Here is a 14,368-nt window from a genome sequence, read left to right as displayed (position 1 = left end):
CTTTATCCTAAAGCGAAGAGACGAGATGGCCGCCGTCGGCGACGATCTCGGTTCCGGTCATGAAAGCGCCGGCCTGACCGGCCAGCAGCAGAAGCGGACCGTCAAGATCCGAGGCCTGGCCGAGCCTGCGCTGCGGAATGCGGCGGATCAGGGCCTGGCCTGGCTCCGAGGCAAAGAAGTCGCGGTTCAGATCGGTCTCGATATAGCCGGGGCATAGCGCATTGACCCGGATGCCATGGCGCGCCCATTCCAGCGCCAGCGCGCGGGTCAGCTGCACGACGCCGGCCTTGGCGGTCGCATAGGCGGCCACCTGACCCGCGACCCGCAGGCCAAGGATCGAGGCGATATTGACGATGCTGCCGCCCCGACCCTCTCGGATCAGCGCCCGCGCAGCCGCCTGCGCCACGCGAAAGACGCCGCCCAGATCGGTGTCGATCACGCGCGCCCAGTCTTCCTCGGCGGTCATCAGCGCCGGACCGTCAGAGGTGACCCCGGCATTGTTCACCACGAGGTCATAGGCCTCGCTCGCGAAAGCCGCCGCCACAGAGGCCGGATCGCTGACATCAAGCGCCAGCGCCCGCGCCGTGCCGCCCGCATTCGCGATCAGGGCGCAGGTCTCTTCCAGCGCGGCCTGGCGGCGCGCAGCCACGGTGACGCGCATCCCCCGCGCCGCGAGCGTGCAGGCGAAATGCCGCCCGAGCCCCCCCGAGGCCCCGGTGACGAGCGCGCTTTTCCCTGCCAGATCGTCAAACATCGCGGCCCCCGGCAAGGGCCTCGATCCGGATGATTGCCGCGATGATCGCCGCCTCATCTACCGGCCGGGCCAGGTTCTTCAGATGCGGCGCCGTCATGGTCCCGCGTGCGATTGCGGCAATCTCTGCAGCCTCTGGCTGATCCATGCCCAATTCCGGCAAAGAGGCCGGCAACCCGATCTCACGGTAGAATCCCAGCAGATCCCTGAGGAAGGCCTCCTCGCGCTCCTCGGCAGCCAGCTGCACCAGCAGCCCCCAGGAAATGTGATCGCCATGCGGTGCCGAAGCGGCGCCCCGCGCCTTCACAAGGCCCCGCGTCAGCGAATGGGCCAGCGAGAGGCCGCCATTCTCGAATCCGAGCCCGCTCATCAGCAGAGTGGCCTCGATCACCGCCTCCAGATCGGCGGTGACTTCGCCGCGCCGGGCGGCGGCCACCCCGGCCACGGCATGGGCACGCAAGGTCCGGTAGCAGGCATCGGCAATGGCAATGCCCGTCAGGCCGGGCCGGGTGCCGAAAGGCGTGATGCCGGTGCCGGAAGCGCAGCCATCGACCTCGAATTTCTTCGACAGCGCATCGCCGATCCCGGCCAGCAGAAAGCGGACCGGCGCGCGCGCGATCAGCGCACTGTCGACCAGCACCACCTCGGGGCTACGATGCAGCCGGTCGACCGCGATCATGGTATGGTTCTCGTCATACATCGCGATCGAGGCACTGGTCGGGCTGTCATTCGAGGCGATGGTCGGCACCGTCACCGCCGGCAGGCCCAGCTTCAGCGCCACCGCCTTCGCCGCATCCAGCGCCTTGCCACCGCCGACCCCCACCGCGACCGAGGGGATCTGCCCGCCAAGACCGGCGATCAGCGCATCGATGGCGGGATAGGTGATCTCGCCCGCGAAAGCGCGGATCTGCGGCGAAAGCCCTGCCGCGGCGCAGCTGGCGCGGATGCGATCCCCCAGCAGGTCGAGCACGAAAGCATCCGCGACGATCAGCGGCGCGGGGCCGCAATGCGCGATGACGGGGCCCAGCTCATCCAGCTTGCCCGGCCCCTGGTGATAGCGATGGGGGGCGCCGAAGAGAAAGCTCATTTCACGATCTCCGCGATGCGTTCGGGATTGATCCCGGCTTCGGCACACCAGGACCGCGCCGCATCAAGCTTGGTAAAGACATCCTCATAGCCTTCGGCCACGCCTTGCGGGTCAACATAGACATAGCCGCCCGTGACATGAAAAAGCGTGATCGTATCATCGACATCATCGGGGACGACCAGGGTATGCGTCTCTCCCGGAGGCTCAAAGGCGTAGGATCCGGGCACCGCCTCCCAGTCATGTTCCAGGTAATGCCAGCGCCCGCGCAGGGTGAAAGCATGGACCGGGCCGGCATGGCGGTGGCGCGACAGCACGCCCGCGCGGCGCACCCGCAGCAGGTTGACATAATAGCCCTGGCTGACATTCAGCACGAGCGGGCGGAACCAGACCCCCTCGGCCTGCGGCACCCAGAGCCCGTCCTCGGCATCCAGATCCAGCGCGCCGGGGCTGAAGATATCCGACTGCATTCCGAAGGGCTGGGGCTTCGCATAGGGCACCTTGCGCGGATCAGCGTTCATTCACTCCTCCAGCGGAAAGGCATCGGAGGGCGCGCCCCAGGCCATATAGCCGCCATCGACCGGCAGCGTGGTGCCGGTGATGAAGCGCGCACGGTCCGAGGCGAGGAACAGCATAGCCTGGGCGATGTCATCCGCCGTGCCGAATTGCCCCATCGGCGTGCGGCGGCGGATCCGCTTTTCGTCGATCTTGCCCTCGGCGATCAGCTTCTCGGTCAGCGGCGTCATCATATAGCCCGGCGCCACCGCATTGACGCGGATCCGGTGCGGCCCCCATTCACAGCCCAGAACCCGGGTCAGCATCCCGATCCCGGCCTTGGCGGCGCTGTAGGCGGTGCGGACCGGCAGGCCCACCACCCCGGCAATCGAGTTGAGGTTGAGGATCACACCGCCCTCGCCCCGCTCGATCATGCCCGGCGCCACGGTTTTCGAGACCAGATAGGTGCCGGTCAGATGCACATCAATCAGCCGCTGCCAATGTGAAAGCGGCTGATCGACCGTGGGCACGAAACTGTCGGGCATTCCGGCATTGTTGACCAGTATGTCGATCCTTCCGGTCTGCGCGAGGATATCGCCGACCATCGCCGTGACGACCGCCTCATCCGAGACATCGCCCGCGACCGCAAGATGCGCCTCGCCCGGAAAATCGGCGCGCAGTGCCGCCGCAGCCGCCCGGGCGGCATCAGGGCGCAGATCATTGATCACGATCCGCGCGCCCTCGGAGGCAAAAGCGCGCGCGGTGGCAAGGCCGAGCCCGCTTGCCGCCCCGGTGATCAGGGCCACCCGGCCCGCGAGTTCGCCCGCCATCACTTGCCCGCCAGGATGGCGCGCATGAAGCGCGGCAGGTCGACCTCGTATTTGCCTTCGAGATATTCCTGCGAGCCGCATTCAAAGAAGCTGTCGGCGAGACCGATCTTGATCAGCGGCTTCACGACCCCGGCGTCATAGAGCGCCTCGACCACCAGCGAGGTCAGGCCGCCTGTGGTCTTGTGGTTCTCGGCCACGATCAAACGGTCGAAGCGGCGGGCGAAATCGACCACGCCGGCCGTGTCGAAGGGCTTGATCGTCCCGACATGCAGGACCGAAGCCCCGACGCCCTCGCCCGCAGCGGCCCGCGCCGCCTCCATGCCGCGCGCCGACATATAGCCGGTCGCGATGATGCCGATCTTTGCGCCGGGCGCCGCATGGATGACCTGGGCGCGGCCCGGCAGGAAGCGGTAGCTTTCCGGCAGTTCCACCGGCACCTTGCCGCGCATATTGCGAACATAGACCGTGCCGGGAATATCGGCGACGGCGCGCACGACCTGGCGGAACTCGGTCGCATCGCAGGGGTCGATGATGGTCAGATCGGCAATGCCGCGCATCATGTTCAGATCTTCGGTCGCCTGATGCGTGGCGCCATAGCCGTTCACGAGGCCCGGCATCCCGGCAAAGATCTTCACGTTCGCCATGGAATGGGCGCAAGCGATGGCCACGAAATCATAGGCGCGCCGCGTGATGAACACCGAATAGGTGGTGCAATAGGCGATCTTGCCCGCCTTTGCCATGCCGGCCGCCGTCATGATCAGGTTCTGCTCGGCCATTCCGACATTGAAGAAGCGGGTCGGATGCTCGTCGCGGAAGGGCAGGATATCGGAATAGCGCCCCATATCCGCCGTCAGCCCGACGATCTCGGGCCGCTCATGCGCCAGTTCGGCCAATGTGGTGCCGAAGGGGGCAAGCACGGTCTCTTTGCCCGCCACATCGACGATCTCTCCCATGCCGCGGGTGCGGCCCTGAAGGGTGGTCTCAGCCATTTGCGGCCTCCAGTTCTTCCCTGAGCGCATCCCATTCGTCATGAGCGATACGCACGAAATGCGCCCGGTCGCGGGCCATGATGGTCGGCACGCCAAAGCCCGGCACGGTGCGCAGCACGATGCATTTCGGGCGGCCATCGGGTTTGCGCGCACCCTCAAGCGCCGCGACCAGCGCCGCGATGTCATTGCCGTTGATCTCGACCGTGTCCCAGCCAAAGGCCGCCATCTTGGCGGCGACCGGCTCGATCGCCACTGTCACCGGCCCGTCGGCCTGGATGCCGTTGCAGTCGATCAGCGCGACCAGATTGTCGCAACGGAAAGTGGCGGCACCCATCGCCGCCTCCCAGGTCGAGCCCTCCTGCAATTCCCCGTCCGAGAATTCGCAGAATACCCGCGAGGGGCGCTTGTCGAGGCGCAGCGCCATTGCCATGCCCACGGCCTGGCCAAGGCCATGCCCGAGCGAGCCGCCGACCATCTCGACACCGGGCGTGTCGTCAAAGGTCGACATCGGCAGACGCGATCCGTTCAGCCCGTAATCCGGCAGCTTTTCCTTCGGGAAATAGCCGGCCTCGGCCAAAGCGGCATACATGGCGATGGAATAATGCCCGGTCGACAACACGAAACGGTCGCGGTCCTGCCAGGCCGGATTGGCGGCATCATAGCGCATTTCGTGGAAATAAAGCGCAGCGAGGCAATCGGCGATGCCGAGCCCCTGGGCGATATATCCCTCGCCCTTGCCTGCGGCCATCTCCATCATCAGGCGCCGCAGATTGAGCGCGCGCGCCTTCAATCCGGCAATATCGGCAGTGCCGGGCGGGTGGTTCAGGGGCGACATGACGGTCTCCGGTTCGGTTCGGAATAGGGGATCAGTTCGGGAATCAGTTCAGGGCGAGGCCGGGACGCTTCCAGGGCATCGAAACGAGGCGCCCGCTGCCGGAAAGCGTGATGCAGGCGGTGCGCAGATCCGCACCGGCAAAGCAGATATTGGTGGTATAGGGATCGTCGAAATGCAGCCTTTCGACGAGGCTGCCCTCGGGCGAGATCACCAGGATGCCGCCCTGGCGCAGGCAGGCCACCGCGACATTGCCCGATGCCTCGACGGCAAGGCTGTCAAAGCGCCAGAAGCCCGGCAGCCCGGCCAGCAGATCGCCGCCGGTCGGCGAGGGCCAGCTGGCTTTGGCGACCTCTCCGGGTGCGGTGACGGCCCAGGACCAGACCCGCCCCGAAGAGGTTTCGGCCACGTAAAGCCGGTCGCCCGCAGGGGAAAGGCCGATCCCGTTCGGCCCGATCAGCGGGAAGGCGACCTCGCGGATCGCGCTGCCATCGGCCTTGGCATAGAACACGGCGCCGAAATCGAGCTTTCGCCCCGAGCGATGGCCGTGATCCGTGAACCAGAAGCCGCCATGCGCGTCGAAAACGAGGTCGTTCGGGGCCACCAGCGGGATATCGCCGCAGCGATCATAGAGCAGCTCGACCCGCCCGGTTTCCGGATCGACCCGCTGGATCGAGCCTCCCCGGTTCTCAGGCGCGCGTGCGACCGGTCGCCAGCCCTGGCTGGTATCCCAGGAGAAGCCGCCATTGTTGCAGACATAAAGCGCGCCATCCGGGCCGAGAGCGGCGCCATTCGGGCCGCCCCCGGTCTCGGCCAGCAGATATGTGCGCCCGCCTGCGATCCGCGTCAGGCAAGCGCGCCCGATTTCGGTCACGACCACGCTGCCATCGGGCATCACCACCGGCCCTTCGGGAAAGGCGAGATCCTCGGCCAGAATGCTGAAGGGAGTGCTCATGCCACGGGCTCTGCCAGATCCACGCCAAGCGCCCGCGCCAGCGCAGCGACATCCCCCGCCAGGACCTCGGGTTCATGCGGGGTCAGATCATCCGCCTTGTAGAACCCGTAGGTCAGCCCGATGCAGGGAAGGCCGGCGGCATGGGCGGCAATGACATCCTGCGGCCCGTCTCCGACATAGACCGCCTCTTCGGGGCGGGCGCCGGCCCGTTCAAGGCCCAGAAGGATTGGCGCGGGATGCGGCTTTCTTTCGCGCGTGTCCTCGGCGGTGACGATGGTCGAGAAGGAGGCGGTGGGAATCCCTGCGTGATCGAGGTCGATCAGCGTCCGCTCCAGCCCCTTGTTGGTCACGAGGCCCGGCTTGCGCCCCGCAGCCACCAGCATCTCAATCAGCCTCGCGGCGCCGGGAAAGACCGCGATATGGTCGATGCAATCGGGATAGGTCGCGCTGTAGGCCGCATAGAGTTCATCCTTGCGATCAGGGGCGACCAGACTGAAAATCTCGGCCGGGCGCATGGCGAACAGCTCTCCCTTCGGGACGGCATCCGGGGGGAAATCGCTGTTCAACCGCTCCCGGAACACCCGCGTATAGCATTCGAGCACCGCCGCCCGCGTATCGACAAGCGTGCCGTCCAGATCGAAAAGGACATGGGGTCGGGTAAAGATCGTCATGGCATTTCCTGCGTGGCGCGGGCCCGGATCAGGCGCGCACGGTGTTTCCAGAGAGGGACGAGATCCGCACCGATATCTCGAAACAGCGGCGCGGCAGCGGCGTAGCGCGCTGAAAGCGTGGGGTCGGGCGTGATCTTCTCGGCGATGCGGACCATGCGCGTCGCGGCGGTGGCAAGGTCCGGATGCAGCCCGGTGGCGACCGTGGCCAGCATCGCCACGCCAAGGGCGCCGGTCTCTTCGACCTCGGGCAACAGAAGCGGCCGGTTGACCGCAGCGGCGCAGATTTCGCGCCAGATCGCGCTGCGCGCGCCGCCGCCCGTGATACGGATCGAGGTGACCTCGGTCTGGAGCGCGCCATAGCAATCCACCATGGCCAGCGCGACACCCTCCATCACCGCGCGCACCAGTCGCGCCGGCCGGGTCTGCAGATCGAGCCCGAAGAGAAAGCCCCTGGCATCGGGTTCATGGCGCGGCGCGGTCATGCCCGATGTCCCGAAATAGGGATGGATCATCAGCCCGCCCGGCACCGGCGGCTCGGCACGCACCTCGCTTTCGATCCGCGCCCAGGTCGCGGCATCGGGCTTGCCATAGACCTCTTGCCCGAAGGCGCGCAAAATCCAGTCAAGGCAGAGCGAGCCGCCGCCGGTATTCGACATCAGCCGTTGCCAGCGGCCACCTGGCATCAGGAAGAGAAACCCCACCCCCGCCGGTTCGGTCTCGGGTCGATCGACGGTCAGATTGTTCATGAAGCTGGTGCCGATCACCGTCACCGCCTCGCCCGGAGCGAGCGCGCCGACCCCGATGGCAGCCGCCACGGCATCCCCTGCCCCCGTGACGACCGCAATCCCCTCGGGCAGGCCGGTCAGCTGCGCTGCTTCGGCCGTGACATGGCCGACCGTCTCGCCGATTGCATGGACGGGGGCCAGTTTCGCCGCCATTTCCGGGATGCCCGCGCGCTCCAGCAGATCGGACGAAAGCCGACGCTCGCGGATATCGCAGGGGAAGAATGACAGATCGGATTCGTCCGTCGCCGCGACCCCGGTCAGGCGGTAGTTGATGTAATCCTTGGCGAAGAACAGCGTCGCGATCCGCGTGTAGCGCGCCGGGTCATGGGCCTTGAGCCAGGCCAGCAACACGAGCGGCACGCCGGGAATGGCGGCGTTGCCCGATACTTCATGGATATGCGCGGTCAGACCCTGTTCCGACCATTCCGCCAGCAGGCCGGCGGCGCGGGCATCGGGCCAGGCGATGGCCGGCCCGGCAGGCGCGCCATCCGCATCCAGCGCCCAGAGCCCGCCCATATGACCCGAGACCCCCACCGCCCGGATGGCTCTCGCGTCGATCCCGGCTGCGGCGATGGCCTCGCCGATGGTCGCAACCACACCGGCAAAGGTCTGTTCCATATCCTCTTCATGCCAGTCGGGGCGCGGATGGAAGACCGGCGTCGGCCGGCTCGCCGATCCGAGCGCGCGCCCGGTCGCGGCGTCGAAGACGACGACCTTGGTCGCGGTGGTGCCCTTGTCGATCCCGAGAACGCAGCTCATGCCGCCTGCCCCCCCGTTGCATCCGCAAGGCTCAGCGCGGCGCGGGCGGCGAAATGCCGGCGGCTCATGGCGCTGACCTCGCGGTAGAGGCCGAACCAGTCGTCATAATCAGCAGCCGCGACCGGGTCAGGCTCATAGGAAGCCGCGCGCCGCTGCGTGGCGCCAAGCGCCTCTTCCAGATCCGACCACAGTCCCGTCGCCGCGCCCGCCAGCATGGCCACGCCAAGCGCGCCCGATTCCGCCGTATCGGTCACATCTATCCCGACCCGGCAGATATCGGCGAACATCTGCGCCCAGAAGGCGCTGCGACTGCCGCCGCCGGTCAGGGTCAGCCGCTCCGACGGCCCGGATTGCCCCGGCTGCCCCGGCATCGCCGCAAGGCAGTCTCGCGTCGAGTAGCACAGCGCCTCATAGACCGCGCGCAGCAGATGGTCGCGACTGGTCTGGCTCGATGCGCCGAAAAAGGCACCCCGCGCGCGGGCATCGTGAAACGGCGCCAGCACCCCGCTGCCATTGATATAGGGCAAGAGGATCACGCCGCCCGCCCCGCGCGGAATCGCGCCCGCAAGCGCCTCGGCCGCCGCGAAATCCCAGGCGCCATCGGCGCGGCGCGGGCCGCCGAAGCTTTCAAGGAACCAGTCCATCGTGATCGTGCCCGATGTGTTCGGCAGGATGCGCAGATAGCGCCCGAAGGGCATCGCGAAGAGAAAGCCCATGCCCTCGGGCTGGCGCGACGCGCGGTCGAGCACCCGACTGTTGAGGCAGGATGTGCCGAGCACGGTCACGCTTTGCCCGGGCGCCACGCAGCCGGTGCCAAGCGCATTGGCACAGGCATCGCCAAGCCCCGTAACCACCGGAATGCCCGCGGGCAGGCCGGTGCCGACCGCGGCAGCCGGCGTCAGCCGCCCGGCAATCGCCTCAGAAGCGATGACCGGCGGCAGCCGGTCCGCCCAGGCATCGGCACCGCAAAGCCGCATCAGCTCGGGCGAGAAGTCCCGCGCATCGATATCGCCGGGCACGAAGCTGACATCGGAAGGGTCGGTCGCGATCTCTCCGGTCAGCCGAAAACGCAGATAGTCCTTCGCGCAAAGCGCATAGCGGCTGCGCGCCAGGCTTTCCGGTTCATGGCGCGACAGCCAGGCCATCAGCATGACCGAAATGCCGGGCATCATGCCATTGCCGGAAATCGCGAAAGCCCGTTCCAGCGCGCCGGTCTGTTCCAGCCCGATCTGCAGCGCCTGCGCCCGGGCATCGGGCCAGCAGATCGCATTCCGGACCGGCTTTCCGGCCCCGTCGATGAGCCAGAGCCCCCCCATGTGACCGGCAATACCGATGCCCATAACCGAGGCCGGATCGACCCCGGACTGCGCCATGGCCTCACGGATAACCCGCTCCGTCAGGGCCCAGCTCGCCTCGGGATCTTCTTCATGCCAGCCGGGTTCCGGGCTCAGCACCGCGACCCGCGCCGAAGCGAGGCCAAGGGCGCGCCCCGCCGCGTCGAAAACCACCGCCTTGACGAAGCTGGTTCCCTTGTCGATGCCGATCACATGACCCATAGGCGTTCAGGCCCCGAGATTGCGGCACGGGACACCGTGCTGGTCTGGCGGGCAAAGCGGCGGGTGGCCTGGGTCGCCGCGTCGAACACGAAAAGCGCCTCGTCGGGGATCACCACATCGACCGGCTCATCAATCGCGAAATCGCGGTCATGCGGCACCAGCGCCTGAAGGCTGGTCTCGCCCGACTGCACGGTGACCAGAAGCGCATCGCCCAGCTGTTCGGCGACATAGACCCGGCCCGAAAGCCGCACCGCATCGCGCGTATCGCTTGCCGTGCCCCGGCGTTGCACATCCACCTGCGAGGGGCGCGCGCCGATCACCAGACGCCCGTCCGGCCCTGCATCCCCCGGGACCGAGGCGGGCAGCGCGACCTCTGCCTCGCCCATGCGTGCGGTATGGCGGTCGGTGCCGCTCAGATCCGAGAGCGGCAGTAGATTGATCGAATGCAGTCCGAAGAACTGCGCCACGAAGGAGTTCACCGGCCGGTTATGGATATCATCGGGGGTGCCGACCTGCTGCAACACGCCATCGCGCATCAACGCAAGGCGGTCGGTCATGGTCATGGCCTCGATCGGGTCATGGGTCACGATGACCGATGTGGTGCCGAGCGCGCGTTGCAGCCGCTTCAGCTCTCCGCGCAGCCGGGCGCGCAAAAGCGTATCGAGATGGGCGATCGGCTCATCGAGGCACAGAAGGTTCGGCTGTCGCACCAGGGCGCGCGCAATCGCCACCCGCTGCTGCTGCCCGCCCGACATCTGCCCGGCGCGGCGGTCCAGCAGATGCGCGATGTTCAGCATCTGCGCCACTTCCCCGACCTTGGCCGCAATCTGCGCCGCCGGCAGTTTCGCGATCTTCAGCGGGTAAGAGATGTTCTGCCGCGCACTCATATGCGGGTAGAGCGCGTTTGATTCGAAAACCATCGCGATATTGCGCTCTTGCGGGCTGCGATCCTCGACCGCGCGCCCGTCAAAGAGGATCGAGCCGCCGGTCGGATGTTCCAGCCCCGCAAGCATCCGCAGAACCGTGGTCTTCCCCGATCCCGAAGGCCCGAGCAGACCGAAGAACTCGCCATCGGCGATCTCGAAGCTGACATCCTTTACGGCCTGAACCAGGCCATAGGATTTGTTGATGTTCTGAAGCGTGATCGAGGCCATATCGGATATCCTTAGCGACCGCCAAGTTCGGCGGAAAAGCTGCGGACCAGCGCCCGCTGCATGTAGAAGGAAAGGATCAGCAAAGGCACGGCGGCGACAATGCCGATGGCGCCGAGCTGCCCCCAGTTGGGCTGCTGGAACAGGAAGAAGCTGGCCAGGGCCTTGGGCAGGGTGATGACATTCTGCCCGGTCAGAACCAGCGAGAAGAGGAACTCGTTCCAGGCGAAGATCATCGCAAGGATGCCCGCCGTCAGGATCCCCGGTGCCGAGAGCGGCAAAAGCACATCGAGGAACAACCGATACCAGGGCGCCCCGTCGATCCGCGCCGCCTCTTCATAGCTGCGCGGGATCTGGCGCAGGAACTCGGCCAGAAGCCAGATCACCAGCGGCAGGTTCATGAAGGTGTAGATGATCACCAGCCCGGTATAGGTGTCGAACAGCGACAGCTCCTGGTAGAGCAGGTAGAACCCGATCACCGGCACGATGGGCGGCAGCATCCGCAGGGACAGGATGGTAAAGCTCAGCTGTCCATGCGGCGGAAAGCGGCGCGCCAGCGCATAGGCGGCGGGATAGCCGAGGATCAGGCAGATCAGCGTCGAGATCGACGAGACGATCAGGCTGTCAACGATCCCCTTGCCGCCGCCGACATTCCAGCCGCCGGAGAAATTCTCCAGCGTGCCATTGGCGGGCAGGAGTGTCGGCGGGTTGATGAACAGCTCTTCATAGGGTTTGAAGGCGGTCAGCATCAGCCAGATCAGCGGCGAGAGAAACAGGATCACCAGCGCGATCATCAGGGCGTGGGTCAGCACGGCGTGCAGGATCCGCGTTCCGCGCCCGGATCCGGTAAGGGCGGTCATAGACGCGACTCCTGATGGGCCTGCTTGCGGTCCGAGCGCCGGGCGAAATGCAGGATCGCCATGGTGCCGAAGGTCAGCAGGAGAAGCTGGATGATCGAAAGCGCCCCGGCGAGACCGAAATCGAACCGGCCAAAGCCCATATCATATGTATAATAGGCTAGGTTCTGCGTGCTGGTGCCGGGCCCCCCCTTGGTCAGGATGTAGAGCACATCGAAGACCTTGAAACTGTCGATGAAGCGCAGGACGAAAGCGACCGTCATATAGGGCGCCATCATCGGCAGCAGGATGTAGCGGAAGGTCTGCCAGCGGTTCGAGCCGTCGACCCGCGCCGCCTCGAAGACCCTGGACGGGATCGAGCGCAGCCCCGCCAGCAGGATGATCATCACGAAAGGCGTCCATTGCCACATATCGGCCAGCATCACGACCGGCAGCGCCCATTCCGGCGAAGAGGTCCAGGCCGGCGGCGCGAAACCGAGCCCGCGCAAAGCCGCATTCAGCGGCCCGTAGATCGGGTTGAGGAACAGGTTCCAGGAAAAGCCGACCACGATCGGCGCCAGCATCATCGGAAAGAGAAAGAGCGAGGCATAGATCTCGCGGCCGCGGCTCAGCCGGTTGATCAGCATGGCAAGGCCAAGCCCGAGCGCGATCTGCAACGGCACCGAGATCAACGCGAAAGTGGCGGTCACGCTCAGACTGTGCCAGAAGCGCGGATTGACCAGCACGCGGCGGAAATTCTCAAGGCCGACCCATTCGACCGGCACCGGAACCGCCAGCTGATAAGAGGTGAAGGAGGCATAGATCAGATAGGCGAAGGGCCAGATCGACAAAAGCGCCAGAAAGCCCAAAGCCGGCCCGAGCAGACACCAGAGCGCCCGGCGTTCCGAGCGGGCCCGCGCCTTCGCGGCGGCGGATCGTGGCAAAATCGCCGCGTCCCGATGGGCAGCATCGGATCGCGTTGCAGCATGTGACATGCCGGCGCCTCATGAAATTCGGAAATGAGTTCCCGGCACGATACCGCGCCGGGACTGGTCAGGCAGGGATCAGCTCCAGTAGCCTTCGGCAACCATGCGCTGAACATATTCCTGATAATGGCCGATCTGGCGGTCGCGACCGAAGGTCTCGGTGGTTTCCTCCCACTCGGCTTCCATCGCGCCAAGCGCCTCTTCGGCGGTGGCCTGGCCGGTCACGGCGCGCTGCGTATGCTGGATGATCGCGCCCAGATAGCGGTTGGTGCCGGGGATCGAGATATCCAGATAGGCCTTCGGATTGGAAAGCGCCGCCTTGCTCACCTCGGCGAAATTGTCGGCGAAGCCCGATTCCGATTGCAGCGGGAAAGTGCTGGCCGGATCGTTGAACATCGACATCCGCCAGGGATCCATCAGCGATTGCGCAAAGGTCTCGGCAACCCAGCGATTGGCCTGGGCCGATTGCTGCAGCCAGGCGATGGCCCGGAACGCGCCTTCCTTGTTTTGCGAATTGCTGGCGATCCCCATCGCGCGGCCATAGGGCAGCACGGTGACATCGCCCCAGCTTTTCGCGACCTTGATCTTCTTCGCCACCTGCGAGATCGAGGGATCGGCCGCCCCTTTGGGCATGTCCGTCCACCAGTTGGCCTGGGCGACGCGCCCCTCGAAGAAGATCTGCCGGCCGACATCCCAGGGCATCGAAGCCGCCAGGTCCTGCGGCATGAAGGCGGTGACTTCGCGGTAGCGGTTCAGCGCCTCGATCCCGATCTCATTCAGAAGCTTGGGCTTCATCTGCTCATCGAACAGGTCACCGTAGCGGACGCCCTTTTCAGCGCCAAGCTGCACCAGTTGGTTGATGAAGAAGGCATAGACGAAGAAATTCGTCACCTCGACCGCGCCGTAAAGATTCTGATCCGGGCGGGTGAAGAACTCGGCCGAGTTGCGATATTGCTGCCAGTTGGTCGGCGCCGCGAGATCATAGCCGTATTTCGCCTTGAACGCCTCCATCTCGGAGCCGCTCTCGAACAGGTCAGAGCGGATCGTGTTCACGAACATATCGCCGTCGATCATCACGCCGACCAGCTTGTTCTCGTAGCGGTTCAGCAGCTGGAACGGCTTTGCGATATCATCGAAACCCAGATCGGCCAGGGTGCCGACCTCTTCCAGCGGCGTCAGGAAGGGGCCGAAATCGCCGGTGAAGTTCGGCCAGAAATCAAAGGCGTCAAAGCGCGCCTCGCCCTGGCGCAAGGCCAGAAGGTTCTGGTCATACATATTGCCCAGAGGATAGGAGACGAACTCCACCTCAAGCCCGGTCGCCTCGCGGAATTCGGGGGCAAAGACCTGAAGGATCGGGGTATAGGCCCCGGAATCAAGCCCGACCGTCACCTTGCCACCCGCAGTCTGAGCCCCCGCCCTGAGCACCCCGGTAAAGGTGCCAAGGGTCGCCGCCGCCCCGAAAGCGGTTGAACGGCGCAACAGTTCGCGGCGGGAAATTAGGCCGCCGGTATCCATGCCGGACAAATGATCCAGCGCAAACTCGTCCACAGCTGAACGCTTCTTCAGTCGAATCATATCAGTCTCCTCCCAGAGAGTGGCCAGCGTCTTTGCGCGCAACCCCCGATCAATGCCTCCCGCATGATCCAGGTTGACCTACCACATTAGAAAGACTAACCCTTGAATTGACA

The 14,368-nt window shown here is 65.7% G+C and carries 14 protein-coding genes; all 14 read right to left on the bottom strand.

All coding sequences use genetic code 11. From position 1 onward, the window contains the following. Positions 1–7 precede the first annotated feature (7 nt). Positions 8–754: an SDR family NAD(P)-dependent oxidoreductase gene (locus QM699_RS01530; RefSeq protein WP_415009502.1), complete on the bottom strand. Its 747-nt coding sequence runs from the start codon at positions 752–754 to the stop codon at positions 8–10. Beyond that, a complete protein-coding gene (locus QM699_RS01525) occupies positions 747–1,838 on the bottom strand; it encodes a glycerol dehydrogenase (protein WP_415009501.1) in 1,092 nt (363 codons plus the stop codon). The genes QM699_RS01530 and QM699_RS01525 overlap by 8 nt, the downstream gene beginning before the upstream one ends. Further along, the gene (locus QM699_RS01520) at positions 1,835–2,356 is read right to left on the bottom strand and encodes a 2,4'-dihydroxyacetophenone dioxygenase family protein (protein WP_415009500.1); all 522 of its coding nucleotides are present in this window, start codon (positions 2,354–2,356) and stop codon (positions 1,835–1,837) included. Before QM699_RS01520 ends, QM699_RS01525 begins: the two co-directional genes overlap by 4 nt. Beyond that, entirely contained in the window at positions 2,357–3,160 is an 804-nt protein-coding gene (locus tag QM699_RS01515; protein ID WP_415009499.1) for an SDR family NAD(P)-dependent oxidoreductase, read from the bottom strand. Further along, complete coding sequence (locus QM699_RS01510) at positions 3,160–4,191, bottom strand: transketolase family protein (RefSeq protein ID WP_415009498.1); 1,032 nt, start codon at positions 4,189–4,191, stop codon at positions 3,160–3,162. Before QM699_RS01510 ends, QM699_RS01515 begins: the two co-directional genes overlap by 1 nt. Further along, positions 4,142–4,984, bottom strand: a complete 843-nt coding sequence (locus QM699_RS01505) for a transketolase (RefSeq protein WP_415009497.1) — start codon at positions 4,982–4,984, stop codon at positions 4,142–4,144. Before QM699_RS01505 ends, QM699_RS01510 begins: the two co-directional genes overlap by 50 nt. Positions 4,985–5,027: 43 nt before the next feature. Next, positions 5,028–5,936 carry an SMP-30/gluconolactonase/LRE family protein gene (locus tag QM699_RS01500; protein ID WP_415009496.1) on the bottom strand — a complete coding sequence of 303 codons (909 nt, stop codon included), beginning with the start codon at positions 5,934–5,936 and terminating at the stop codon, positions 5,028–5,030. Next, positions 5,933–6,607: an HAD family hydrolase gene (locus QM699_RS01495; RefSeq protein ID WP_415009495.1), complete on the bottom strand. Its 675-nt coding sequence runs from the start codon at positions 6,605–6,607 to the stop codon at positions 5,933–5,935. Before QM699_RS01495 ends, QM699_RS01500 begins: the two co-directional genes overlap by 4 nt. Then, positions 6,604–8,151 carry an FGGY-family carbohydrate kinase gene (locus QM699_RS01490; protein WP_415009494.1) on the bottom strand — a complete coding sequence of 516 codons (1,548 nt, stop codon included), beginning with the start codon at positions 8,149–8,151 and terminating at the stop codon, positions 6,604–6,606. The genes QM699_RS01495 and QM699_RS01490 overlap by 4 nt, the downstream gene beginning before the upstream one ends. Beyond that, positions 8,148–9,707, bottom strand: a complete 1,560-nt coding sequence (locus QM699_RS01485; protein ID WP_415009493.1) for an FGGY-family carbohydrate kinase — start codon at positions 9,705–9,707, stop codon at positions 8,148–8,150. The genes QM699_RS01490 and QM699_RS01485 overlap by 4 nt, the downstream gene beginning before the upstream one ends. Next, positions 9,695–10,861 (bottom strand): ABC transporter ATP-binding protein, encoded by a 1,167-nt coding sequence (locus QM699_RS01480; RefSeq protein ID WP_415009492.1) that lies wholly within the window; start codon positions 10,859–10,861, stop codon positions 9,695–9,697. The genes QM699_RS01485 and QM699_RS01480 overlap by 13 nt, the downstream gene beginning before the upstream one ends. Before the next feature lie 11 nt (positions 10,862–10,872). Further along, positions 10,873–11,718 (bottom strand): carbohydrate ABC transporter permease, encoded by an 846-nt coding sequence (locus QM699_RS01475; protein WP_415009491.1) that lies wholly within the window; start codon positions 11,716–11,718, stop codon positions 10,873–10,875. Further along, positions 11,715–12,563 carry a carbohydrate ABC transporter permease gene (locus tag QM699_RS01470; protein ID WP_415009490.1) on the bottom strand — a complete coding sequence of 283 codons (849 nt, stop codon included), beginning with the start codon at positions 12,561–12,563 and terminating at the stop codon, positions 11,715–11,717. The genes QM699_RS01475 and QM699_RS01470 overlap by 4 nt, the downstream gene beginning before the upstream one ends. A 195-nt stretch (positions 12,564–12,758) precedes the next feature. Then, positions 12,759–14,255, bottom strand: coding sequence for an extracellular solute-binding protein (locus QM699_RS01465; protein WP_415009489.1), 1,497 nt, complete (start codon positions 14,253–14,255; stop codon positions 12,759–12,761). Positions 14,256–14,368: the final 113 nt, after the last annotated feature.

It is taken from the genome of Amaricoccus sp., assembly GCF_047602525.1.
Lineage (GTDB): Bacteria > Pseudomonadota > Alphaproteobacteria > Rhodobacterales > Rhodobacteraceae > Amaricoccus.
This window is presented reverse-complemented; position numbering and strand designations above follow the sequence as displayed.